Origin of the sequence: Stieleria maiorica (genome assembly GCF_008035925.1) — a bacterium.
In the GTDB taxonomy this organism is placed as follows: Bacteria; Planctomycetota; Planctomycetia; order Pirellulales; family Pirellulaceae; genus Stieleria; species Stieleria maiorica.
The window spans coordinates 4,091,134-4,117,428 of the sequence record NZ_CP036264.1 but is presented as its reverse complement, the minus strand read 5'-3'; the positions used below and the strand labels follow the sequence as shown (position 1 = coordinate 4,117,428).

At 53.5% G+C, this 26,295-nt stretch carries 15 protein-coding genes and 1 other RNA gene; 12 read left to right on the top strand and 4 right to left on the bottom strand.

Features of this window, described 5'->3' with window-relative positions; all coding sequences use genetic code 11:
- Positions 1-155 precede the first annotated feature (155 nt).
- The 11 genes from Mal15_RS14150 (at position 156) to Mal15_RS14100 (ending at position 20,702) form a co-directional block, all read left to right on the top strand.
- On the top strand, positions 156-356 hold the full coding sequence (locus tag Mal15_RS14150; protein WP_144975283.1) for a helix-turn-helix domain-containing protein: 201 nt from the start codon (positions 156-158) through the stop codon (positions 354-356).
- A 53-nt stretch (positions 357-409) separates the two neighbouring features.
- Positions 410-2,485, top strand: a complete 2,076-nt coding sequence (gene mads2 / locus Mal15_RS14145; protein WP_199773867.1) for a methylation-associated defense system DNA methyltransferase MAD2 — start codon at positions 410-412, stop codon at positions 2,483-2,485.
- Between the two features lies 1 nt (position 2,486).
- A complete protein-coding gene (locus Mal15_RS14140) occupies positions 2,487-3,869 on the top strand; it encodes a restriction endonuclease subunit S domain-containing protein (RefSeq protein WP_147868364.1) in 1,383 nt (460 codons plus the stop codon).
- Positions 3,869-8,014, top strand: coding sequence for a methylation-associated defense system protein kinase MAD6 (gene mads6, locus Mal15_RS14135; RefSeq protein WP_147868363.1), 4,146 nt, complete (start codon positions 3,869-3,871; stop codon positions 8,012-8,014). The genes Mal15_RS14140 and mads6 overlap by 1 nt, the downstream gene beginning before the upstream one ends.
- A 2-nt stretch (positions 8,015-8,016) precedes the next feature.
- Positions 8,017-9,705, top strand: coding sequence for a methylation-associated defense system protein MAD7 (gene mads7, locus Mal15_RS14130; protein ID WP_147868362.1), 1,689 nt, complete (start codon positions 8,017-8,019; stop codon positions 9,703-9,705).
- A 77-nt stretch (positions 9,706-9,782) separates the two neighbouring features.
- Positions 9,783-15,266 carry a methylation-associated defense system ATP-binding protein MAD8 gene (mads8, locus tag Mal15_RS14125; RefSeq protein ID WP_167546811.1) on the top strand — a complete coding sequence of 1,828 codons (5,484 nt, stop codon included), beginning with the start codon at positions 9,783-9,785 and terminating at the stop codon, positions 15,264-15,266.
- Positions 15,232-15,798 carry a hypothetical protein gene (locus Mal15_RS14120; protein ID WP_147868360.1) on the top strand — a complete coding sequence of 189 codons (567 nt, stop codon included), beginning with the start codon at positions 15,232-15,234 and terminating at the stop codon, positions 15,796-15,798. The genes mads8 and Mal15_RS14120 overlap by 35 nt, the downstream gene beginning before the upstream one ends.
- Positions 15,795-17,726: an RNA-directed DNA polymerase gene (locus Mal15_RS14115; RefSeq protein WP_147868359.1), complete on the top strand. Its 1,932-nt coding sequence runs from the start codon at positions 15,795-15,797 to the stop codon at positions 17,724-17,726. The genes Mal15_RS14120 and Mal15_RS14115 overlap by 4 nt, the downstream gene beginning before the upstream one ends.
- A 204-nt stretch (positions 17,727-17,930) precedes the next feature.
- On the top strand, positions 17,931-18,842 hold the full coding sequence (locus tag Mal15_RS14110) for a GIY-YIG nuclease family protein (RefSeq protein WP_147868358.1): 912 nt from the start codon (positions 17,931-17,933) through the stop codon (positions 18,840-18,842).
- Positions 18,839-19,648: a DUF6946 family protein gene (locus tag Mal15_RS14105; protein ID WP_147868357.1), complete on the top strand. Its 810-nt coding sequence runs from the start codon at positions 18,839-18,841 to the stop codon at positions 19,646-19,648. The genes Mal15_RS14110 and Mal15_RS14105 overlap by 4 nt, the downstream gene beginning before the upstream one ends.
- A gap of 382 nt (positions 19,649-20,030) precedes the next feature.
- Positions 20,031-20,702: a hypothetical protein gene (locus Mal15_RS14100; protein WP_147868356.1), complete on the top strand. Its 672-nt coding sequence runs from the start codon at positions 20,031-20,033 to the stop codon at positions 20,700-20,702.
- A gap of 122 nt (positions 20,703-20,824) precedes the next feature.
- Here Mal15_RS14100 and Mal15_RS14095 read toward each other — a convergent pair whose 3' ends face one another.
- Positions 20,825-22,489 (bottom strand): winged helix-turn-helix transcriptional regulator, encoded by a 1,665-nt coding sequence (locus Mal15_RS14095; protein WP_167546810.1) that lies wholly within the window; start codon positions 22,487-22,489, stop codon positions 20,825-20,827.
- Positions 22,490-22,871: 382 nt separating this feature from the next.
- Positions 22,872-23,243, bottom strand: a transfer-messenger RNA (tmRNA) gene (gene ssrA / locus Mal15_RS14090).
- Positions 23,244-23,624: 381 nt separating this feature from the next.
- On the opposite strand from ssrA, the gene Mal15_RS14085 reads away from it, so the two are divergent.
- The gene (locus tag Mal15_RS14085) at positions 23,625-24,164 is read left to right on the top strand and encodes a hypothetical protein (RefSeq protein ID WP_147868354.1); all 540 of its coding nucleotides are present in this window, start codon (positions 23,625-23,627) and stop codon (positions 24,162-24,164) included.
- 2 nt (positions 24,165-24,166) lie between these two features.
- On the opposite strand, the gene Mal15_RS14080 is transcribed toward Mal15_RS14085, so the two are convergent.
- The gene (locus Mal15_RS14080) at positions 24,167-24,775 is read right to left on the bottom strand and encodes a metallophosphoesterase family protein (protein ID WP_147868353.1); all 609 of its coding nucleotides are present in this window, start codon (positions 24,773-24,775) and stop codon (positions 24,167-24,169) included.
- Between the two features lie 83 nt (positions 24,776-24,858).
- Entirely contained in the window at positions 24,859-26,181 is a 1,323-nt protein-coding gene (locus Mal15_RS14075) for an outer membrane protein assembly factor BamB family protein (protein WP_233903443.1), read from the bottom strand.
- Between the last annotated feature and the right edge of the window lie 114 nt (positions 26,182-26,295).

The following is a 26,295-nucleotide window of genomic DNA, read 5'->3' as shown; positions in this document are numbered from 1 at the left end:
TTCGGTCCCAGTTCAGCAATCACAGCTTTCCCAGCCCGCAAAGTCGTGGAACGAATCGTCATGGAATCCGAGGGCCTGATTGAGAAATGGTGGAACTATTGGTAAGGTTTGGTTTTGGTCGACAGACCGCATTCCGCCTGTTGGGAGGGAGCGTCATGTTGAAAGACGAAGGCTTCGTTCGTGTGAAAGAAGCTGCCGAAATCCTTGGAGTGTGCCCGAATACGGTTCGCGCCTGGGGTGCGGAAGGAAAGCTGACGGAGTATCGGCATCCGCTCAACAACTACCGGCTTTTCAAGCGGAAGGAGTTAGAGCAGATACTGCGAAAGCTGGAACGCTCCGCAGGGAAATCGGCGTAGCACCGGGATCATCCACCTCGAAACACCGTTTGGTAGACAAGGACTCGACATCCGTGGGAAAGAAGAAGGCCAAGAAGGTCGTTAGCGATTCCGACGTCGACACGATGGACGACGAAATGTCGGAAGACGATGCCGCGTCGATCGAGGACGGCAAGATCGTCGACTACATCACGGGGAAACCGGTCAAGGAATCGGCTAAGGAGAAGGTCCGTCAGCGGATCGCGCGTGCCATCTTTCATGAATATGGATTCTCCCCCGATGACATGGAGCCCAATTTCAAGGTCAAGGTCGGGAGTAAACGCAAAGGCGTCGACATCGCCATCTTCAAAACTGGCAGCGACCATGAAGTTGAAAACCTGCATCGTGTCGTAATCTGTAAGCCCGAACCCAAACTTGGCAAAAAAGGGACATTTACCCTTCGTGATCACAAACAAGCCACTAAAGACCTTGACGAGCTCAAGGATCTGATGGAGGCGATTGAATCCTGCCAGTGGGGCCTTTGGACCAACGGCTTAGAATTGTTTTTCCTTAGAAAGGATGAAGGACGATTCGAGGCCAGTTTTGAACCTGCTGGTGACTGGCCACTTGCGGATGACTCACAAGGCACGAAGGAAGTTCATTCGCATGCGAAATTGCGTAAAGCTGACCCCGAACTTCTGAGGATTACGTTTCGTCGCTGTCATAACTTTCTTCACGGCAACGAGGGCATGCAGAAAGACGCGGCTTTTTGGCAATTCCTCTACCTGATCTTTGCCAAGATGTACGACGAGCGTCAGACGAACGGTGATCGACGCTTCTGGGTGGCACCAAACGAACGCTTTGAAAAAGAGGGACAGCAGGCAATCAGAAAGCGGATCATTCCTCTGTTTCATGCGACGCGGGACGAGTATGCCGGTGAGAAGTATGGCCGGATCTTTCAGGGTAACGAGGAAATAGATCTTTCGGATCGGGCGCTGGCTTTCATGGCGTCTGAACTCGCGAAGTATGACTTCAGTCGGACGGACACTGACGCCAAGGGAGCCGCTTACCAAGAGATTGTTCGTAGCAACTTACGTGGGGATCTCGGTCAGTTCTTCACGCCACGAAACGCAATCAAGCTCATGGTTGAGATGCTCGCTCCGAACGAAGACGAACGCATCATTGACCCTTCGTGCGGCACCGGCGGATTCTTGATCGCAACCTTGGCATATCTGAACAAGAAGTTCCACGATGAGAGTGGAGTCGATCAGTCCAAAGAATCGACCGAGGAGTTCGTTTCCCACCAAAAGCGGCTGAAGAAGTTCGTCAAATCGAACCTGTTCGCGGCTGATTTTGATCGCGCTTTGGTTCGTGCATCGCAAATGAATGTCGTGATGGCATGTAACCAAATGGCCAATATCTTCCACATGAACTCACTGGAGTTTCCAGATGGCCATCTGGATGGCGTTGGTTACATGAATAAGCGTGGGAAGCTCGGAACGATGGATGTTGTGATGACAAATCCACCGTTTGGAGCCGATATTCCGGTCACGGACCCCAACATTCTCCGGCACTATCAACTGGCGCATGAGTGGGAGCGAACCGAAGCTGGTACTTATCGCGACACTGGGAAGATTCAGAGCTCCGTTGCCCCGCAGATTCTGTTTATCGAGCGATGCCTCGAATGGCTGCGTCCCGGTGGACGAATGGGGATCGTGCTCCCGGATGGCATCCTGAGCAACGCAGGTGATGAGCCCATTCGCGCATGGATACTTCGGCACGCATATGTTTTGGCGTCGGTCAGCCTTCCTATCGAAACTTTCGTTGTCGATGCCAACGTCAATATTCTTACCAGCCTGCTATTCCTGAAGAAGAAGACAGCAGAAGAGATTGCGAGAGATGATCTCAACCCTGACTCGGATTACGACGTCTTCATGGCGATTGCAGAAGCTGTTGGATACGACCGCAAAGGGAACACACTCTATCGTCGCACTCCTGAAGGAGACGAAGTTGTTCGCGAACTCGTGTGGGAAGAACGCGTGAGGCACAACGGTGAGTGGGTTACTCGAACGTTACGCCGTCCAGAAAAAGAGGTCGACGATGATCTTCCATTGATCGCCGAGGCTTACCGACAGTTTCAGAAACAGTCCAAGACTTGGAAGGGAAAGTAAGATGCTTCTTGGGACTGTAAAACTGCGGAGATCACTGCGGCGAGAAAGACGTCTCAATGCAAATTCGTTTCTGAGCGAGGATCAGGAACTCCTCGATGCCCTGGAGATGTGGCCAGGCGAAAAAAGATCAGTTGGAGATATCGCGAAGACTTTCCGAGGACCGATTTTCAAACGCAACTACGTCAATAATCCTGACTACGGTTTTCCCTACGTATCAGCCGCCGACATGGACAGATCCGATTATTTCGGAAGTCGATTGATCAGCCGAAGTCAAGGTGACGTTCTCGATCAACTTCGGCTTTCAGCAGAGATGATTATTGTCACTTGCTCAGGGATGAACTTGGGCTGGTCAATGCTTTGTCGGAAGGATCTAGACGGAGTAATTGGTTCTCACGATCTAATCCGAGTTATTGCCGACAATTCCGAATACCGAGGTTATCTGGGCGCCTTTCTCGCGTCGCGATTGGGGTGGTATTCAGTTCGTCAGTCCATCAGTGGAGGTAGCGTCAAGCATATAGAACCGCCTGACGTCGATCGCCTTCAGATACCGTGGCCTGCAACCTCAGTTCGACAAGAAATTAGCAAGGCGTATCTGCAAGCTGCCGAGCTTCGTGCTCAGTCAACTTCTTTGATCCATCAGGCAACAAATGCCGTGTTCGCAAGCGTAGGTCTTCGCGACTTGGATGAAGGGAATTGGTTTGGACAAGGACGGGAACTGGGATTTGTGGGGAATGTGAGACAGAGGACCTTGCGCGCTTGGAATCTTTCGGAGAAGGCACGAAGTGTAGCGGCTAACATAAATTCGTGTGGAGCTTCACCACTTCTTAGCCTCGTTAGTCGCGGAACCCTTCGGAAAGGACCAGGGTTCAAGCGGATTCCAGTTGACGAAGGATTTGGCGTCCACCTGATTGGCCAGCGTCAACTATTCCGGTTCCGGCCACGACCTAAACACATCGCGAAAAGAGGGGTTCCTGATTCTGCATTCTGTTCTCCAGGGACTACCTTGATCGCTGCTCGCGGAACATTTGGTGAGGCGGAGACGTTTGGACGTGCACAGTACGTAAGTGATCTAACGTCAGATTGGCTGTTTTCAAATGATATTCTCCGAGTTGTCCCGAAAGATGAGAGCCTCTGTGGGTGGCTCTATGCTTTCATGCGATCACGTTCAGCATTTAGGTTGATCCGCTCAGTTGCAACAGGATCAAAGCAACAAGATTTGCATCCTGAAGGGTTGGCAGAAATTCCTGTTCCCAAAGGCTCGAAATCCGACATGGAGCAAGTAAACGACCTCATTACTCAAGCATTCGCACTACGGGACGCTGCATACAGGAAGGAAACGGATGCTCTCGAAAGTGTCGTAGCGTTGGTCAAGGAGAACGCCTGATGGCCATGGTGATTGCAATCGGACAACCGGTCAACGACTCCGAGCGACAGGCGATTGTTCACTTGCGCGATCATCTCCCTGACACCTACACGATTCTGCATAACTTCGAGATCCGACGCGGTAACGAGATCTTTGAGATCGACCTCGCGATCATCGCGCCGCACGCGGTTTATCTGGTCGACGTCAAAGGGACGAATGGCAATATCGACGTCTATGGGAGCAAATGGTATCCCGAAGGACGCCAGCCGTTCAGTTCCCCTTTACCGAAGTTGCGAGGACACGCCAAAGCTCTGAGCGGCTTGATCGGCGATAGCAATCATGCCGATCCGAATCTACGGAAGGTTTACTGCGATGCGGCAGTCATCCTGACGGCCCCCACCGCTCACTTGTCTGATTCCACAGGCAAGGACGCGCCCAACACCACGACCCTCGCCAAAAGTGCTCGCTTTTTTCAGGACAACAAACGGATTCCCGACCGCTTCCTGAACAACATCAAGAAATACACCGGCAACACGATCAAAGCCATTCAGGGAAGCGCCAAACCGATTCAGGGGCCAGCCCGGTATGGCAGCTGGGTTGTCAGTGAGAAGCTGGGAGGGACGGACCACTTCTCTGAGTTCCGCGCATACAACACGTATGTCGGCAAGAGTGGTGGCCGCGTTGTTCTGCGTGTTTATTCCGTCGACCCGTACGCCACCGAGGAGGAAAAGGCGGCGGAACTTCGGCGTATCTCCAACGCCTACAAGGCACTTAGCTCCTTACCGACGCATCCTGCAATCCAGGCGGCTCGGGACTTCTTTCCCAACGAGGATGAAGATCGCTACGTGCTAGTAGTGGAGGACATGAGCGGCCAAGCTCTGCGGTTGCATATCGAACGCCCGGATATGGCTTTGACGTTCGATCAGAAAGTTCGTGTGGCCAAGGATCTGTTGAGCGGGCTTACTCATGCACACGCCCACAATGTGATCCATAGGAATATCTGTCCGAGCACAATTCTGTTTGGAATTGACGGACAGGCGAGACTGATCAACTTCGACCACGCCCGAGGCGGAACCGAACGGACATCAACGATTGCGTCTGAGATCGTCGATGATCTGGAGAGCGACTATCAACCGCTGGAGTGTCGTACCGAAGCGGGCGGCCATCCCAGTCAGGCATCAACGGCTTCCGACGTCTTCTCTCTTGGCATCGTGCTCTACGAGTTGTTCACGGGTGAGCGACCGTTCGGAAATGCCAGCGAGATGATGGATCAGAGCTGTGTCTTCTCCGTTGTCGCTTCAAAACATCAGCCCGACTTGCCTGATGGATTCGATGAGTGGTTGCAAGCCATGTGCGCTTTCAACAAAGACAAGCGTCCCAGTGCAAAGGAAGCCCTCGGCGAACTTGAAAAGATTCTTGCGCCACCGAGCGACTCTGGCGACGGCGAACCACCGTCAACGGAGGAACCTGAAACCGGTGGAGAAGACTCGGACGATTCCATTGTCAATTTCAAAGACCTTCCCGCCGGCTACGACCTCACAAAGCAATACAAGGTTTTGGAGAAGCTGGGTTCAGGCGGCTTTGGCGTCGTTTACAAAGTATTTGACTCGCTTCGTGAACGCCCGATTGTCGTCAAGATCATCCTGCCTGGTCGTTATTCTTCGATTGAGAAGGTCAAGCAGGAGACCATGCTGCTCGACCAACTTCCCCAGCACCGTTATGTGGTGAAGGTCATCACTCCCGGATTCCTTGCCGGTGACCTGCCGTTCATCGCGTTTGACTTCGTTGAAGGCTACGACGTTGGTGGGCTGATTGAAAACCATGCGCTGCAACGGGGCGACGCATGGGAAATGGGCAAACAGGTCGTGGAGGGTCTGGCACACCTTCACAAGCACAACGTCTACCATTGCGACATCAAACCTCGAAACCTGCTGTGGACGTCGGAAGGTGTCAAGATTATCGACTTCAATGTGTCGGTCGATGTCAGCGAAGAAACCGAGCAGCATGGTGGAACACGCAAGTACCTTCCACCGGACTACGAACTGGGCGTCGAGCCGACTCGGACTGACCTTCAGGATCGTGATTTATATGCGTTTGGTGTGACGCTGTATCAAGCGATCACGGGCAAGTATCCCTGGAATGCGTCCACGCCCCCGCGCGGAACGATGGCTCAAGACCCTCGCTCGTACGCTCAGTCGACTTGTGGTGATTTGCCACAACCAGTCGTTGAGTTTCTCTGGAAAGTGATTCACCCCGAGAGGCACGAACGCTTTCAGTCGGCGGATGACATACTCAAGGCGATGCAGGCCATTAGTTCGTTGCGAATGACCGCGCCAGAGGAAACAGAAGGAACCATCACGTGGAAGGTGCCGTCCACACTCGATTCTGCTGCGAAGCCAAACACGAATCCCTTCGTGGACGTGCTTCTCACGCTTTACAGCCAGGGACGCAACAACAAAGGCACTCGTGGGCTGACACTGGATGGCGAGATATACGTTGAGACAGCCCTTGACCGGGAACTCATCCCCGCTTCGCTCGACGGTGAGTTTCGGTTGGTGATTATCACGGGAAATGCTGGTGACGGCAAAACGGCATTCCTGCAAAAGCTGGAACAGCAAGCGAAGTCGGACGGTGCGACGGTGACTCCTGCGCCGCGTGGCAATGGAGCCACATTTGAGTTGAAGGGACGGAAGTTTCGCAGCAATTACGATGGCAGCCAGGACGAAGGCGACGTTACCAATGAGGCGGTTCTCACTGAATTTCTGGAGCCGTTTCAAGGAGATGATGCCAGCGCATGGCCCACGGATGAGACTCGACTTATCGCGATCAACGAAGGGCGGCTTGTCGATTTCCTCGAAAGCCATGCTGAGGATTATCCGCACTTGTTGACTCTGGTTCGTCAAGGACTCGAAAGCGGTGTCCCTGACGATGGAATTGCCATGGTCAACCTCAACTTGCGAAGTATTGTTGCCAATAGCTCAGATGGGCAGCCGTCGATACTGGAACGCTTGCTGAAACGGATGACGCACAAGAAGTTCTGGAAACGCTGTGATAGCTGCGACCTCCGCGAGCGATGCTACGTCCTCCACAATGTGAAGACGTTCCAGGATGACACAGCCGGACCATTGGTCACTGAACGGCTGAAGACGCTCTACACGCTGAGTGACTTGCGTGGCCGACAGCATGTGACGCTTCGCGATCTCGGTTCGTCGCTGTCTTTCATGATCGCAGGGACACGGAATTGCGAGGAGATTCACGAGCTGTACGCCAGCGGAAATCCACGAGAGATTGCCAACTCGTTCTACTTCAACAGCTGGATGGGCGGTGAATCGGGCTCGGCCGATCGCCTACTTTCGCTGTTGGCAGAGATTGATGTCGGCAAGGCCACAGATCCTCGTCTCGATCGTGCTTTGGACTTTCAATCTCCAGACCAGTTGAAAGGACTTTTGGGCTTCGACCAGCGCGGACAATACGACACGGAAATATTCTCGCGTTTGTACAACGACCTGCCTTGGAATCACTCGGGTCAAGCCAGTAGCGACCGATTCTTCGCACATCAGTCGTATGTGTCGATGGCAAAGCGGCGGCATTACTTTGAAAGGATTGATGATTCATGGCGAAGGATGCTGCCTTATCATTCAGCCGGTCAAATGCTGCAAGTCGTTCGCGGTGAAGTTCCACCAGAGGATGTTCTCCAATCGTTGATCCGAGCAATCAATTTGGGCGAGGGATTGACGAATCCCGAACGGATGAAGGGGAAGCTGGTCTTGCAGGTTCGAGACGTACCAAACGGGGCGATGCGAAGTTACCGATTGTTCCCAGCGGAGCGATTTCAGTTGCAGGTTGATGACTCGGCCAGCCGAGCTCGATTCGTAGAACACATGCCGACCAGTCTGATTTTGAGTTTTCATAGCGAAGCGGGTCTGGTCGCCAGTCTCGATGTGAACCTCGATGTGTTCGAGATGCTCTACCGATTGAATCATGGCTATCGCCCGACTGTGGAGGAGTTGCAGGGTTATTATCTCAGTCTGGCAATCTTCAAAAACCTGCTTAGTTCAGCTCCGTATCAAGAGGTGTTGCTCACAACTACTGGCCATGACTTCTTCCGCGTCGAGCGAGAGGAATCGGGACGGCTAAACCTCGAACACGTCGGAACGGAGGTTTAGACATGGCACTTTCTAAAAAAGACAAAGACTTCCGTCTAACAAAGACCAGCTACCTTGAGTTCAAGCAGATCGAGATGGATCGCGTCTTGACGACTTTGCTTGCTCGTATCCGTCATAGTGGGCTACCTAGCCGTATTCGCCGAACGGTAGACGTCACTCTCAAGGATTTCACAAACGAGTTTCTGGAGCATCCAGAACTGTTCGGCGGATTTGACAAGTATCCGAAAGTCTTGGAGCAATGGCTTGAAACGCACCTGATGGACATTGTGAATCGGGGAAAATCGAATCAGGCGATCGCCGCTCCCCGACCGCTCCACGGGTTCACATACCGCTTTCGCAACGCGAAGAAGTGCCGAGACTATGGAGCTGCCCAGCACATCTATGAAACGCTTTACCACGCTCGACACAATGGTCAGAACGCGATTGACCAGCTCAAGCGGTTCTTCTTTCCCGGACAAGACCTGAACACTGACAAGTTTGACGCAAATACTCAGATCGACGTGGAAACGCAGGCATTGCTGGCATTGTGCAACCAGGTAACTCAGGACATCGCGGACAACACAAAGGAACGAGACAGCCAAAAGCCTGTCTGCGTTGGTTCTGCGGACCTTATGGCCGATGACGTGATTGGGCTTCTTGTGTATCAAAACTTCATTCCGCGCAGCGTCATGGTGGAGTATTTGAAGATTTTGTTGTCATTTCACATGGCACTCTACCACCTGAGGCTGTTCAAGCTGCTGCCGCTACTCATCAAGCGTCGATCTGCGGACCCAACCTGTGCTACCGGCAACTGCCCCATGCAGCCGAGAAACCTGACTGAACCACATGGTGGCTGCCCTTATCGGGTTCATTTACTCGCAGACGTAGCGAACGTGCCAGGATCTCACATGGCGACGTTGGCCGAACGAAGCGCGGATGTTCACTTTGGAAGAATTACAGGCTTCGTGAAAGCGAATTACACCATCAAGAAGCTCGACGAGTTCGCAGAACATCTTGTAAAGAAGGGCAAATTGATTCGTCCAGACAACGGATTCGCGATTGGAGACCTTCTTCAGTTGTTGGAGCCGACACACAAGAATGAACGCGAAGCATTTTTCAGTAGTCGTTTGGCGGGTGTATTAGAAACGAGTTCGGGGGCATCGAAGGAAGACATCGCACCGGAAATTGAAGCTGTTGTCGACATGGGACTGTCAGATTTCGAGACCTACATTGAAATCATCGTTGGCCTGCAAGCTGCGGGGCATCGTCGAAACATTGTTACGGCTCTCGACTCGCTGATGATGAAGAACGATCAAGGGGCACTTTTAGCACAACCGAGAGTCCGCAACTCAAAGCGTCGCGTTGTACTCGATGGCCGGCTGCTCGAAGTTTTATTGCAGATCGCCGTGCTTCGGCCAGGAGGGCGTCGTGGCTTCCATACCACCGAGATGAGAATAGAGGAGGTTCTGCTATTTCTTCGCGAACGATACGGGATTTATGTCGACCGTCTGCCACCAAACGATGGCTTTGGCGAGGCGAGTATCACTGACAGGGAGGCATTGCGTGAGAACCTTGCGTTGTTCAAGACGCGACTGCGGGAAGTGGGATTCTATCGTGATTTATCTGACGCCTATGTCACACAAACTGTGACACCCCGTTACTCAATTCCAGAATACGACACCTCAAGCGTCGCTGAGGAGGATGGGGCATGAGTCAAGGACTGAAGGAAATACACCACTCCGACGTCGCTGCCGAGATTGAGAAGCACTTGGCTGCTCGGTTTCGGCAGATGCTGATTCAGCGTGGTCCAGGCCATTGCATGCGGGTCTCAGACCTCGATGCAGACTTGATGTCGCGACTTTGTTCGCGTTTGCGGGGAGAAGTACCTGATTCATTGGTATTCGTACTGACGGACGACGCTCATTCAAAGAACGATGATGTTTACATCACAAGTACGAAACTGATCGAGCTGCGCAATCCAGAGGCCGATGGCACTATCAGGCCGCCTCTGCTCGTGTTTGTTCCGAATGAACTGAGGACCTCCTCGGAGGATTCGTTCGGAATCGCTACCTTCGAGGATGTGCGTCTTGGAGATGTCTATTCTGATGTCAATCGCAAGCTTCTTGAGGAAATTCCTGTTGCGATTCGGAGTGGCGTACAGAGCATCTTGCAGCGCGTTTCGCAGAGCGATTGGAACTGGGCTACTCCACTTGCTGTCACGCGGTTCCTGTTGACAATCAAGGTCAACGACTGTGATCCTGATGTGGTCGGTGCGGCGCTTTATGAGTTGGGACTCGTGCCCGACTTCAAATTACTTGCTGACGCGACCAAGGCCCCATACCGTGTTGGGACAAATCTACGGTGTGTGTCTAGTCTGACTACCTCGGAAAAGTCCGATCGTTTGCGCACGATGGACCTCGGACTTGAAAAGCGTGCGTTTAGAGCCGACCTCGCGAACTTTTTATCAGAAATCGGGCTTGAAAATCCGCACCACTGGACTCGTCAGATAGTGCGCGACCGGTCGAACTACCGCTTTTCATTTGACAAATGGGAGTTTGAAGACGAGGCCGACGCACCGGACGAAGTCTTCGTGGAAGTGACAGACACAAAGCTGCCAAGGGTTGGTGAAGAAGATAGTGGTGTTCAGAGTCTCGAAGGGTTGACTGGCGAGCTCGTGTTGCCGCTGGGCAAGAACGGTTTGAAGAAATTCAGTGTTGCATTTCAGGTCGATCCAATACCGTCGAAAGTCGAAGGACTAGCGAAGTTCCAACTTCAGATCATTTCGGTAAACAACGGCCCAACAGGTATCGTCAAAAGTGTCTCGGCCTGGAAAACCAATTCAGGTAAGAAGACCGTGAGTTTCAATAAACTCGCTGGATTCGATTGGGAAGAAGGCTGGCATTTCGTACGAGTCCAAGCATTCACTGAGGATGGCGAGCGACTCACACTTCTTGATCGCAAGGGACAAGCGCTACCGTGGATCGACGATACAAGTTCAGAACAAACACAAGCACCGAACGAAGGTGACCTTTTCTATGTAGTTCCTGAAGGCGACGTGGAAGTTGAGCCCGTTCAACGTGCCATTCCTCGCCACCCAAGTCTTCTGCACGCACAACGAGACCTGCAATTCACTGCTATCCTTGACGATCGTGAATCCCAGCAGATCGTACCATCCTCTGTACATTGGTCGGAGAAGTCTCGTGGCTCCCAGGCAATGATCGAAGCCAAGTTTGGCAGCGAAGGGACGGTCAATATTCCAGTCAGTGGCTGCCTTTGTGGCATTGAGCAAAGAATACTTGCTGAGCCCGAAGTTTTGGCGACGTGGCGGCTGTCGATCAATCGCGGCGTCGCAGGCGATCCCGTCTGCACAGCACTCAATGTAACCGGCGCAGTTTCGATTGACGCGTTCCTTGTAGCTCGCAAGTCTCTTTTTGAAGCGATCACACGAGGCGAGTTGAATCTCATCTCACAAGGCGCTGATTTCGGCGAACTCCACGACGAAGTTCTTGAATACGCAGTTCAGTTTCAGTTGTTACTGCAAACATTGCTGCGTCACGCGGAGGCCCGAAGTGGAAAAGATCGGCACGAGGTGCTCGTGGCCATTGAGGGGCTCTTGAATATCGACGTCGTTCACATCGGCTTGACAAACTATCGAGGCCAGAGACAGCAGGCAGCGCTGATTGGCCCACTTCATCCGATTCGGTGCCTTTGGCTAGCTGGTTGGTCCGCTCTTGGAGAGTCATGGATCACGATTGCCGAGAAGTCTCGAAGAGAGTTCGTTTCGCCTGCCAGAGATGTCTTGCTGAACCGGTTACTGCCGGCAAACCATCCTCCCTATCTCTCGGTCGGTCACGGGAGTGTATTTACCGCAGTGGACAATATTCACCCACTGTGGACGCTCTATGCTCCCAGTTTGGAGCGGGATGCACGAGGACTTATAGGAAACGTGACATCCGCGCTAGGATTGCCCGAGCCTGACATTGGAGGGATGACTGTCACAGGCAAGTTTTTGGCAGGCCGAGTTCAGCGTTACCTCGTTCAGCACCCCTATGTTCGTTCACTATCGATCAATGCTTTCAATCCCGGACGGGGACGAGTGCTCGCTGACATGCTCCTTGAACTTCAGGGCATTGAGGCACTTCATGGCATGAAATACGACATCCGTTTGTTCGTGCCTGACGCAAACGAACCGGGTGTTGGAGAGAACCTACTTGAGTTGTTGAACCCCGAGGGCAGCACAACGGCGCAGCGAGCTGATGCGTTTTCAGCTTTGGGCAAGGACCACTTGAATCCAAAATTGAGGGTCGCGATTCGCCCAACGGCAGATTTTCGGTCGGAGAGTGACGCGTACCCAGCTCATGTCAGCCTGCTGTTCGACGTGTTTCCAGCGGAGGCGGTTTCTGCCGGAAAGTATCAAGCGGAACAAGCTGGTGCTCCGGTACACGGTCTGCTGCAAGACTTCGTTCTCGACTACACAGACGATGGAGAAACAGTCGCCTGGACACGGCAGCCTCGACATGGGCGAGCATCTGCGATTAGTGGAGCTGAGTCTATCACTGATTTGCTATCGTCTCTCCCAACCGTTTTCTCAGCTGCGACCGCGACGGTTGCCACGGGACAGGCGGGAGTATCGAATCGGCCTCAGGTTACGCTTGCGCTCGACAATGACGATAGAGCACTGATTCACCAAGTCCACGACGTGAGTGACTGGGTCTTCACCGTCGATCGGAACATTGGAATCGAATACTTTGATCACAATGACCAAGGAATCCGGCCTGACTACTTGATCGAACATACACCCACATTGGAAAACGGATTGGGACATCAGGTTCTTGTGACCTCACGCTCGCTGCTCGAAGTTGAGGCAATGATGCGATCGGTCTTGCAGCGATATTCGTTGCCGCACGATGGGAAGAGATCCGCTGCTATTCTCGATAGCTTGCGATCTTTATCAGGTCGACTTGCACTGAAGTTGATTGCCTCGCCGAACCAGAGAGCGGAAGCGCTTGGTCTCGCGCTCGCAAAGCTGTATCTCGACCATCAAGGAATCTTCTCTAATCAAATCGTCGTGCCACTCGATGCCCATGTTGACCTGTATCGGGAGCCAAGAAAAGCCGCTGCTGATCTCCAGGAGGAAGTCAGCCTCAAGCGTACTGATCTGGCATTATTCGATCTCAACGCAGCAACACGAACAATTACCTGCAACCTGATTGAAGTGAAGTGCTATTCCAACGCAGGCAATCTCGCTCAGTACGCTCAGTTGAAGGACAGTATTGTTGAGCAGTTGGAAACGAGCGAACGCGTCATCCGCCTTCATTTCGATCCTCGCTTGCATACTCCTGACCGAATCGACCGCTCGTTCAAAACAGCGGAACTTTGCAAGTTGCTTGAGTTCTATGTTGAACGTTCAGCACGTTTTGAGATGCTTGAACACAAGGTGGCCGATGAGGCTCGATTTTTTCTTCGGACACTTGAAGACGGCTATGATTTGAAGTTTACGCGTAGTGCAATAGTGTTCGATTTTGAGAAGGACGGTGTTGACGAATCAGAAGTCGATAATGAAGTTGAGTTCCATCGAGTCGGCATAGACGTCATTCAAACGCTCGTAAATGAGGTTGGTGCGCGACCGAGTGATTCCGAGGATGATTCCAGCAGTGGTGATCTGTTTGTCTCAGATAACGGTGAAGCCCCTCCCACACCGAGTTCTGGCGGAGAGGCAGCAGTCGAAACGACATCATCGATACCAAAGCTGAGTGCTGCTGCATTCCTTGCCCCAGATCGTGACCGATGCGTGGATTGGGACTCGCTGACCACACGTAGTTTTGTCTCCGATCTTGACGAGGATGCCATTCAACCATCTTCATTCCAATCCGAAGACGAACAAGACCAGGACATTAGAGCAGGAGCCACCGAAGCCCCGCAGCAGAAACCCGCGGCTGAACGTAAATCACTCGCTGAACCAGGACAGGAACAAATAGAGTCCGAGCACGCAGTGTCGCCAGAAACTGGCGTCCAGAGAATCGAGGAGTCGAAAGAGACAGTTTCCGTCCTGCCGGCTCAAGCGGATGAGCGCGGTCCATCTTTCGACGTACTTTTGGGAAGTACCAATGATTCTCCCCAGTACGGCATTATCGGTGAATTTGCGGGGCGTAAAATTGCATTGGACCTGAATCAGACCCACACAATCAGCTTGTTTGGTGTCCAGGGAGGTGGCAAAAGCTACACACTCGGTTCGGTCGCTGAGATGGCGACGGTTCCAATCCCGAACATCAATCACCTCCCGAGCCCACTCGCCACTGTAATTTTTCATTACAGCCCAACTCAGGACTATCGCCCCGAGTTCACGTCCATGCGGGAGCCGAACTCCGAGAGTTGGGCCATCGAAGCACTGGAAAAACGGTTCGGCGCGAAGCCTCGGGCTATCGAAGATGTTTTGCTGCTGGTCCCGAAGGACAAGATTGAGGATCGTCGTCGAGAATATCCGGGAGTTGACGTGCACCCGCTTCGTTTTTCCGCAAAAGAGTTGCAGGTGAGCCACTGGCAGTTCCTGATGGGGGCTGTTGGGAACCAGCTCTACATGCGGCAGCTAAAGTCAATAATGCGAGGTCTCCGCAACAACATGACGCTGGAGGGACTTCGGAGTGGAATTGATAACTCCTCGCTATCTGACAGTTTGAAGGATTTGGCGGGACTTCGACTGGAAATGGCAGGGCAGTACATTGATGACGAGAGTAGCTTGAAGGGATTGATCCGGCCTGGACGGTTGGTAATCGTCGATTTGCGTGACGAGTTCATCGAGAAAGACGAAGCGCTCGGACTCTTTGTTGTTCTGTTGCAACTTTTCGGAGACGCGACCTACGAAGGTACGAAGTTCAATAAGCTGGTTGTCTTCGACGAGGCCCACAAATACATCGACAGTGCTGAACTGGTTGCCGGACTCGTGGAAGTCGTTCGTGAAATGCGCCACAAAGGCACAAGTGTGATGGTGGCTAGCCAGGACCCTCCGTCGGTCCCGCTGGCTCTGATTGAATTGTCGACACAGATCATTCTGCATCGCTTCAACTCGCCTGCATGGATCAAGTACATCCAGAAAGCGAACTCCTCTCTGCATGCGCTCACGCCGGAAAAGATGGCCCAACTGAAGCAAGGCGAAGCCTTTGTCTGGTCAGCTAAAGCAACCGACGAGTCGTTTTCACGAGACGCAATGAAGATTCAATGCAGACCACGAGTGACGAAACATGGCGGTGATACAAAAACGGCGGTCAATACTTGATGCGGAGTCATTGAAAGTGTTTGTCTATCACGACACAGAAGAAAATGAACGACGACTGGCCGAAGGGCGTTGTCGTTGCGGTACTGAGCACAATGGGCGTGTCTTCTCGCTAAAAGAGCTGGTCCGCAACAACGCACTTTACGATCCCTATTGTCAAGATACGCTCCTAAGTGACGATCCCATCGTGCCACAAAGTTCAGTCGAAGCTTATCGTCCAGGTCGGTACATTTATGCCGTTGGCGAATCTGGTGACATTAGGATTGCTCTTGATTGCAATAGAGATCACCGCGATGCAATCAAGCATGAAAGTCTTTTTCATAACGCGAACGTGATGGCGGCCGGCGAAATTGGATTTCAGAATGGCATGATAGCGTTTGTTGACGACTCCTCTGGTAGCTACGTGACTCGCGGTGCGATGAAATCACGCCCAGATTTTGTCGGTTCTTTAGTCAATGCCATTGAATCCAACGCAATCCCAATACAGGACGGCGTGATGGAAATGCTAATGGACAGATTGGAGTCTTTTGAATGAGTCCTCAAGAAATTATTCTACTGTTACAGCAGGATGCTGAAGCGGTCGCCGATTCAGCATCACGGCTGTCGCCATCAGAGCAAATCACTACTCTGCGCCACGTAATCGAGCTAATAGGCGCTTCTAAACTTGATTCATTGCAAGTCTCACGTGCACTATTGATTGCACAGGAAATCTTGGATAGCAGCGGAATTTCCCTTCCCTCTCGCGATTCCGCAGATGCCTTTCGCACAATTCTGCGCTTTGGGGTGCAAACAGAGAAACCGCGGTTGCGTCAGCAGGCCATCATCATTTTGGGGCTGCTTGGAGAGATGGGCAAAACAGCAGCACTTGTCTTCGATGAAGGTACAAAACAACTACTGAATCGACTTGCCCAAGATAGGCCAATAACATCTGCCACTAACAGCTTGACATCACGGCTAGAAAACTCTGTGAATCGACAGCGAGTCAGTTCAGGCAAGTCATACTCGATCCCGTCGATTGACATTTCCAAGGCAAGGAAAAATGTTCTTGAGGATGTAAAGCAAGACTGGTTTAGTGACCCATGGGGATGGCCTGAGTTCGAGCGGCTGAGGGACGAGAGTGTTGGCAAACGGCTGGAAGAAGATGAGTGCGGATGGACATTTGCTTTAGATGTCCCGAAATCGTCTGACGGAAGCCGACCATCAATCTTATTGAACCCCGTTGATCGAATAGCATTCCAATGCCTGTCAGATGAACTTTCGCTTGTTGCAACGAAAGATCTTCCAGATTGGGTATTTGGCTGGAGGGTTCATCGCGAAGCACCTTCTAAAGGAACATACGCAAGTAACTCGCAAGAGTGGAAGTTGTTCAAAAAGCGTATCCAAGAACTGTCTCAAGAATACGATCTAGTCTTGAAACTTGATGTCAGGAGTTTTTTTGAAACGGTCGACACAGAACGCCTAGTATCAGATTTGGGGCGTAGTTACAGAAAAACTGGAACATTAGCACGTTTGGCTGATTACTTTGCACGGTTGCGAACCCAGCGCAACGGCGACGGACTTCCCCAAAGGTGTCTCGCTTCATCAGTGCTAGCACATGTGCCGCTAAGTGCCGTTGACCGATACCTATCCATTATCGGAAACCCCATTGGATCGACTGCACTAGCCCCTTTGCGTTGGATGGACGATATTTGGCTGTTTGGAAACTCAGAATCACATCTGCGCTCAGTTCATTCAGAAATTGAGCATGCGTTGGGGCAACAAGGATTAGGCGTGAATCCGGCAAAAACGGTCTTAGAGGAGTGCCACTCAGCATTCGAGGATCTAATACTCGACAGCAGTGGACAAGAAGATTCTAGCGCAGGTGAGCAACGTGAAGCGTTCGCCACGAGACTTCTTGAGATCGCCAAGAGCATCGCCGAGTCTCCCAGGTCTGATATCAGCTTCATGCTGAAATACAAAGGAGAAAACTCAGAGGAGCTTGATGAAGTCGTTCTGAACCGCCTCAGTGCAGATGGCCTGGAATCATTCAATCACGCTGCCGACAGAGTCGCGGACTTCCTCAGAAGAAAAGAACAATGGCGGGGTTATAGCGAGTGGTATCAACAACTCGTTAGGCGTCAGGCAGACATGCACAGCTGGTCGATTGCTGCATGGGGCAACATGTTTCCCATTGCCTCAGACGCTTCGTCAGATTTTCATGAGTTGCATGACTTCTTTGCAGAGCGATTCGAGAATGGTATTCAACATTCGCTAGTACCACTTGCAGTCCACAGGCTTGTCAGCTGGAAGGATGGGAAGGACATCGGTAACCCGTTGGATTACATGCCGAAACTGGGACCGACCGCGAATTTTTTCGTCGTACGAGCGATAGCTCTCGCAGCACAACAATTCGGTATTGATGATCAAGAGATAGTCAAGAATTGTGACGATGACTACCAAGAGGAGATTTCAGGAATCCTGTAAGGTATTTTGGTGCCTGTGGCTTGACTGCTTTCAAAACACTTTCAAATGAGTCTGGCGGTCTCATTCGCAGGCATTTCAGAGAACAAATGGCAGTATGAAAAACGTTGTAGGAGATTCAAGGACCAGAGGCGTAGCTGATGCCCAAGCTGCAAGTGGAATCAAATAGCTTCTAGTGACGACGCTTTTACTGTGAAGGGATTGGCTGTGAAAGGACGACAAATCCGCATCTACCTGGTTGACAGTGTACCCACGGGTGTGCTGACGGCCGAGATTATCAACTGGACGGGCAAGATTGTCGTCGCTCCGCGTTCACAACTCTCAGCCTTAGCCAAACGTGAGGAGTCCAAGCGGACGGGTGTGTATTGCCTGGTCGGCCCCGATCCTGATGCGCCCAACAAGGAATGCGTCTACATTGGTGAAGGCGACAGTGTTTGGAATCGGCTGTTGAACCACGACAAGGATGAAACCAAGGATTTCTGGAATCGAGTCGTTCTGGTTATCAGCAAGGATCAAAACCTTACCAAGTCGCACGGGCGGTACCTTGAAAGCCGTGTCATTCAAATGGCTCATCAGGCTGGTCGGGCAAATGTGATGAACGGCACCGCACCGCCGTTGCCGCCTCTACCCGAGCCCGATGTTGCGGACATGGAATACTTTCTGGAACAGGTTCAGATGGTGTTTCCAGTCCTGAGCTTCGGTTTTCTACAACCGAAGCCATCAGCGGCTGATACGACCGATCTGATTGAAGTCGAATCTCCGACATTCTCACTGACCGTGATGGGAGCGACTGCGAAGGCTCGTGAGATTGGTGGTGAGTTCGTTGTGTTGAAGGGATCGAAAGCTCGGAAAGAGGGACCAAAATCTTGGACTTCCTACAAGGCGTTGCGGGAGCAACTACTGAATGACGGCAAGCTCGCCGATAGCCATGAATCGGAGTATTTCATTTTCACCGAGGATGTCGGATTCAGCAGTCCAAGTGCCGGTGGCGCGATCGTCAATGCCGGAAACATCAACGGCCGCATCTCATGGAAACTTGAGGCAACCGGCCAAACATATCAGGAATGGCACGAGCAAAAGCTCGGAGAACTCAGCAACGGGGACGGTGATCTCGAATGATTCACGTGACAGGAAAAACAGAGCAAGGGGCGTCGATTGTCGACTTGCAGTCCTGGTTTGAGAATGCACCACCAGCCGGGGGAGCTGCTCAGTGGAAGGATTACCGGAGTGCTAAAGAACTTGCCAGAGCATGGTGCGACTCTGGCAGTATGGAGTGTCCCCATGAACTCAAAGAGGCATTGGACAGGGATCCGGCAACTCGTGGCCTGACAATCGAACAGGCGGTTGCTGAGATGGAGATTGGATTCGATGAGTTCCGGGGCGGCAAGCGAAATGCTGACCTCGCACTATGGGGAACCGCCTCAGCCGGACACCGAGTGGCTGTCACCGTCGAAGCCAAGGCAGATGAGTCTTTGGGACCAACCGTGCAGAAACAACTGGACGATGCGCCGATTGACCGTGGTAGCAATATCCCGACGCGAGTCGAGAGACTCTCTTGCGGAATCGTCGGGCACTCCGTGGATGATGAGATCAAGCCTCTACGATACCAACTGTTTCATGCGTTGGCAGCAACTGCCAAGCTGGCAAAAACGACGGACGCCACCCACGGCATATTGATGATTCACGAGTTCGTTTCACTCACACTCGACTTTGAGAAGTTCACCGAGAACGCGAACGATCTGAACAAGTTCATTCAGGCGATCCCCGGCTGGGAGACGGCAACATTGAAGTGCGGCGACCTGCTAACGCCGATTCAGTTGCCGGGGAGCGAAAGTGTTCCCAATGACGTTCTCGTCTCTATTGGCAAGATCAGAACCTTGATCCCACTCGGATCAGGTGGACGAGGCAATACCAAGAGTGCATAGCCTGCGTGTTGAAGTTGGCATTCTTCCGGTTGAATTGAGATGACAAAACGCTGCTTGGCATGACCTCAAAAAAGACATTTCCGCCTCAAACGGGTAGAATAATTTTCATCGACAGAAACGAGCCAATGCAGTGCGTCGTCAGTGCTCACCCAATCACTCAACGGCCGTGATGTACGCTCGTGTCTCGTCTGATGAGCAGGAGAAAGACGGCTTTTCGATCCCAGCCCAGCAGAAGTTGCTACACCGAATCCGGTGCTACCACTTCAATACCTGACCAAGAGGGGCTCATGACCGGGTCCTCGCCTGAGACGCCAGTAGGGCGCGCCCACCGTTTCACGACCGGCCGATTCAAGACGAGTCGGTCGGTCGATAATGCGAGATTATGGCCACGACAACCGCCTCGAAAGAGATTACCGAAGATCGCATCTATCACATCAGTGGCCACGCTCTGCTTGCGATGAACGCAGGGTTTCCCATTGAACTGCTGTCGGTCAATGGATTCTCAGTCGCCGATCTGTCCCGCATCAGTCCGCGGGTACAGCGGCTCGACGAGTGGACCATGATCCGTATGCCTGAGTTGCAGTATCCACCTGGCACGTTCCCACACACTCGATTGATGGAAAACCTGTGCCACTTAGCCTTGGCTGGACCGATCCTGGAACTTTTTCATCGAGGTCGGCCCTGCACAGTATCTGCGATCAAGGAACACGAGCACGACTGGCGTCAAGCATGGACAGCGGCCGGATTTCTTCACCACGATGAGACAGAGCGAGTCGCCTATTTGGACCGGCAGATTGCTCTTGGAGAGCGATATATCAGTTTGCCAAGCTGGCAAGAATACATCGGTCCGGTCACACGACATCTGTCGACAAACGGGACGATGGAAGGTTCGGACGTACAGGCGATCTGGGATCGTATCAAAGATGAGCACGAAGCTCGCTCGCGACGCCCAGTCTGTCGTCAAAGAATTGAGTTTGAGATTGACGACGATGTGGCACTTCAAGAGCAGCTTGAATGGGAAGCCATGTGTGATGAGGAACCTGACATGGAATAGAAGATTGGGCGTCCTCGATGCGAATATGCAGTTCGGGCAATCCACGGCCTGCCAGCATCATCCTTCCGCTCGCGTCTGGATTTACTGAGGTACGATCCGACGCTGCCGGAAAAGATACAACTCTATGCGTCGAGCAATCCCCGTTCCCGCAACTTTTGGATGTGGCGGTGGACCGTCATTCGTGACTTTCCGATTGCCTCCGCGATCTCTCTGACGGTCTTTCCTTCCTTCGTCATCTCGGCGATACGATCAACTGATTTGCGGCTCGTGTAAGCCTGGGGTTGCTCCAGGGTCGGATCGTCACTGGCCTCCTCAAAGACTGGTTGCAGGTATTCCTCAACTCGTCGAATCGCATCGTAAACCTTGCCAAACGGTCTGTTGGTGTAGACGTCGGACAGTTTATCGGTGGTCACAGGGCTGCCGTGCAACAGAAACACGCCAGCCACCTCGCCATCGGAGAACCGCCGGATCAGGTCTCCCGCCGTCTTTCTGAGGTGTTTGAAGGGCAGCTTCGTGATTTCGTTTCCATCGTCGATGATCCGCTTGTGCAGACGCGAGAATGTGTTGGGAATTTGGCGAGACGGATTTCCGTTGGCGCTTCTCTGGTCCAGCGGCATTCCCTTGCTGTTGAGTATTGCGGGCTGGTCGGGACTGGGGTTCCTCTGCTTTAGTCGACGCGCCATGACCCATTCCAGCAACTTCACGGTCTGCCCGAACAGTAAATACTTCCCGACAATCGTGGTCTTGTTGCGGACCAGTGATACGAATGAATCGTCGTCTGTCGAGTGAAAGCCAAAGACCTCTTGCTCATCTGCTGGCAGAGCCTGATGCAGGAAGATTTCGCCGATCGTCAAGGTGGCGATCTCCTTGGTCCCGAATCCGCAGTTCAGGCCGAGCATCAGATAGAGGCGCTCGGTAGGCGTGGCATAACGATTGAGCAAACACAGTTCATCGAGCTGAAACGTGTCGACCTTGCGAATCCGTTTCTTGACCGTCTCTGTGTCGAGCGGGGTACTGCGGTCAATGTCGTCGATGTCTTCAGGCTTCCGCCAGGCAAAGTCTTTCGAGCGATGCAACCATTTGAAGAACCTGTGTAATTCTCCCACGTAATGGCGAACCGAGGAGGCGCTCATTCGCTGTTCATTTTGGCCTTTCTTCGTCCGCTTCATCGGGCGTTGCCGCCAGAAGCGGTACATCTTTTCGATGTAGTCGTAGTCAATCTCAGCAAGAGGGACATCCTCATGCCGATCTTTCAGGGAGTCAATCTGCCCGAGCTTCGTGTGGGCATACTCGGACAGCGTCTGAGTCTCGTCATCGAAATAATGCTGCTTGATCCAATCCTCATACGCCTCGAAAGCCTGATGCAGCGTCTTCCCGTCATCCGTCATCCTGCGGTAAGGCGGATTGATCATCGAGTCCAGCAGGTCGCCCTTGCCAACAGTCACGTCGCCGATGTTTGCTTTCAGCGGCGGAGCCGCAAACACGTCATGCTTCCGCCAGTAGTCTTCATAGGGGTTGTCTACGAGGACGACCTGACGCATGTCGATCGCGTTGTCGCCGATTCCGATCGTGTACCGCTTCTCGTCAGTGGGGACGAAGCGCAGGAAGCTGAAACGATTCTGGATTCGCTGAAGCCGGGTCGCGTAACTTGTTGGAGCTTCGTCATCTGGGACCGGAACAAGGTGGACCTTGTCAGCTCCCCTGGCCAACTGCTTGCCGATCTCCAAGGTGACTTCATCCCACAATGCCGTGCCTTCAGGAGCGTCGCCATCAATCTTCTCCCACAACTGGCGGAGGCGGTCGTCGCGTCGCTCTGCTTCACGCTTGTCGGTCCCGAGGCGGAACTTGTGTTGGACTCGTGTTCCCTTGCTGTTGAGTTTCCAGCCCAGCTGTCGAGCGTATTGACCCTGTTTGTCTGGCTTCGAGAGCCGAGCCGTCCGCGCTGCCATTTCCGCTTTCCCATCCGTCCCAACGATAGTGGAGTCATAGTCCGATTCCCCAGAATACGGATGAAATCGGACTTAGAAAAGGCTCGAATCGGACTATTTATCGGACTACGAGTCGGACTATTGGGTCAAAACGGGGGTGTGGGACAAGCATTTTGGGACAGGATATTTCCGTAACCACAAATAAAAACAGCCACTTGCGTCATTTGCAAGTGGCTGTTTGTGATGGAGGCGGAGGGAATTGAACCCTCGTCCCGCGATGCGTCCACGACGGCGTCTACGTGTGTAGTCGGGCGGTTATGAGCCGAAACTCGTTTCGCTTACCGCGGCGCTGCTCGACAGACTACGCGGCTTGCTAACTCGAATCTTGTTTAACCCGCCGCGTCTCGAGTAGGACGGCGGGCGATCCAGAATTGTGACGGACTTTCAGGCGACTCTGGCAGCCCCCATCAGTCCGGGCAGCCTGTAATTAGGCAGCCAGTGCGAGATTTTCATCTGCAATTAAAAGTTTGATCAGCTTTTTACGTGGCCAACTGATCAACCACGACACGCAACCATACGCTTCCAATCATCCGGTCGAATCCAAGTCGCCCCCCTGACTGGTCGATTCCAACAGACTGCACGCTACACGCGACGGGTCGAAGGCAATCGATGCGTGGAAAGTGACACGCAATCACTTCCCGGGTTCACCCTATCTTAACGAGAGAGGGGGGGCGGGCAAGGGATTGGCAGAATGATACAGGGCAGAATGATGGATGGCAGAATGGTGCGCGGATGACGGACAGGGGCAAAACAATGGGGGCAAAACGATGGAGCGGGGCGTATTGGGTGACGGAAGAGGCGGGAAAGCGTTTTTTCCTTTTTCGGGGCCATTCCGTAACATGTTGGGGATTGGTCCGCTTGGCGGATTAGCAGGCCCGCGGTCGATGCCGCTCCTGCAATCCATTGGATGCCTCCATTGAAGAGCAAGACTGTCATGAATCGCCGCTTTTTCGCTTCGCTGATCGTTGTCATCACCACCCTGGCAGCCGTCTTCTTGCCCGAGCAGCAGGCGGTCGCCGGCGGGAACAGCGGATGGGGATGGGCCAAACCGATCAACAAGAAGTTGGGGCTGTTCTACACGAGCAACAAGAACGCAAATTTCAGCCGCAATTCGACCAAGAAATCGACCGGGTACCGACACTACCACCGACGCCCCGCGGCGACGAAGTACGTTCCGGCCCCATCGCCCCAGCGGTTGCAGCATTCGGTTCCGCAGCCCGTCGCTCCTGTACCAGCACCGGCAGTGACGCCGCCTCCCATTCCGGCGGCTGAAGCATCCGCCGGGTCCCAAAAACAGGTCTCGATTTGGACCGCCGATCCGATCTCCAATTCACCCGGCCGTCTGGCGACCACCCAAACCCTGCCCCCGCCCAACGTCCTGCCCAACACGACGACGCGGCCAAACGTGACGGCGAATCCGGTCGCTACCGGCCCGCTGCCCCACGCATCGACGACCGACAGGATCTGGCAATAACGTCAACCAAAGTCGATCTCGACGACCACGCCGCGCGGGCCGGCGTTGAGCACCAAGCTGGATTCGAGCGTGACTTGTTTTTCCCAGTCGTCATGGATGTGACCGCAGACGACTAGTCGCGGCCGCTTGGCGAGCACACACTCGCGAATCGATTCGCTGCCACGGACCCGCCGGCCGCTGTCGCGGTCGACTGTATCCAAGGGCGGCGAGTGCACGACCAGCACACCATCCTCCGGGCACCCCCCAAGCAATTCCGTGGCCTGCGTTTCATCAAAGTCATACGACCAGTCGCCGAAGGGAGTCACCGGGATGCCGCCGCCGACGCCCCAGAATGGCACTCCGGCGTGCTCACACCCCTCGCCGTGCAACACGGATGCGGATTTCCACCCCGCCGTCGCGGCCCGCAATTCATCCACGGTTTCTCCGTTGCCGGGCACCAGGATGGAGGGCTTGTCGATGTCGGCCAGAATGTCCAACGTGTCGGCCAGGCCTTCGTGGCGATTGGCAAAATCCCCCGCCCCGATCACAACGTCGACGTCATCGGCAAGCCGCACAAGATTGCGCGCCGCCTCTTGATTTCGGTGAAGATCACTAAAGCAAAGAAATTTCATCGGTCTATCAGAGAGAGAATGTGGCGTGTTCGAGCGAATCGGATCGCGTCACTTTAACGACCGATGATCGCTGCGACCATCGATCACGGCCCGATCGCGATCAGGTACTCCTGGCGGCGGCCGGATTCGTTGATTCCGGTCCGCACATACAGTCGATTCCCGACGGCGACCGGGGTGGCGAAAATGGAGTCGCCGGTCTGGATCGTAGCCATCGACTCGAATCGATCCGGGAACGCCATGAATAAAAAAACTTCGCCACGTTCGCTGGCGACCACCACGTGACCATCGGCCAGCAACGGCGACGCGCTGATCCCTCCGCCGAACAGACGCTTCTTCCACATCTCTTTGCCGTCTTGGGTCCGCCAGCAATACGCCACGCCGTTGTCGGCCACGGCGAACAGATAATTCTTGATCGCCAACAGGGATTGCTCGTAGCACATCACCCGGTTGCTCCACAGCAGTTTCTGTGTCCCGTCGGCGGCCACGCACCACGTCCCCGCCTCGGGATTGCCCCCGCTGACGATCACGCGACGGTCATCCCAGACCGCCGTCCCACAGATCGCTTCGGTCGTCGTTTGCACCTGCCACAACAACCGGCCTTTCACCGGGTCATAAGCCGAAAACGTCTCCGCACCGGCGATCAACAACTGCCGCGTTCCCGTGATCGTGGTCACGATCGGGGAGGCAAAATTCAGGTTCGCCGGCCGTGGGATTTTCCAGGCCGGTTTGCCACTGGCGCGATCGAAGGCGTAGATCCCACTGTCCCGGCCGTCGTACTCGGCCGCCACGATCACCAGATCATCTTCGATGATCGGGCTGGCACCGTATCCGAATTGAAAGGCAACCGGCTTGAAATCACAGACCCGCCGCTGCCACAATTCGGTGCCATCGGTCGAAAGCGCCGTCAGCACAATGGCATCATCGGTGTGAAACGAAGCGAACAATCGTTCGCCGTCATAGGCCATCGAAGGAGACGCGTGCGAATTGTTGGGATGGATGCGGCGCGGCAGTGTGCCACGGTGCAACACGAACTCCTCGCGCAACTGTCCCGATTGTGCATCGAGTTCCAACACCGACTGTGTCCCGGTATCGACATCCGACGTGGTCAAAAAAATGGCGTCGCCGACAAAAATCGGTGTTGAATGCCCGCGGCCGGGCAACTTGGTTTTCCAGGCGATGCCCTCTCCCGTCCCCAGATCCCAGTGACGTGGCAACGTGACTTCCGCTACGGCGTGGTTGTCCGACGTGGGGCCACGCCATTGCGGCCAAGGCCCTGCGTCGGGCGACTGGGCCAAACAGGCTCGGGCCGAAGAAACCACGACCAAACAGACCACAGCGGCCGACAGAATCAGCCATGTGGATGCGGTCAAGCCGAAACGGTGCGTCAGTGCGTTGAATTGTTTCATGGTGGAACCGTGGAAGCGAAACTGAATCAATGATAGATTTCGACGCGCCGGCATTGTAGCGAATCGATCGCTGCGGTTCGTTGGCGACGATTCGAGGCTACAATGGCCCAGAAA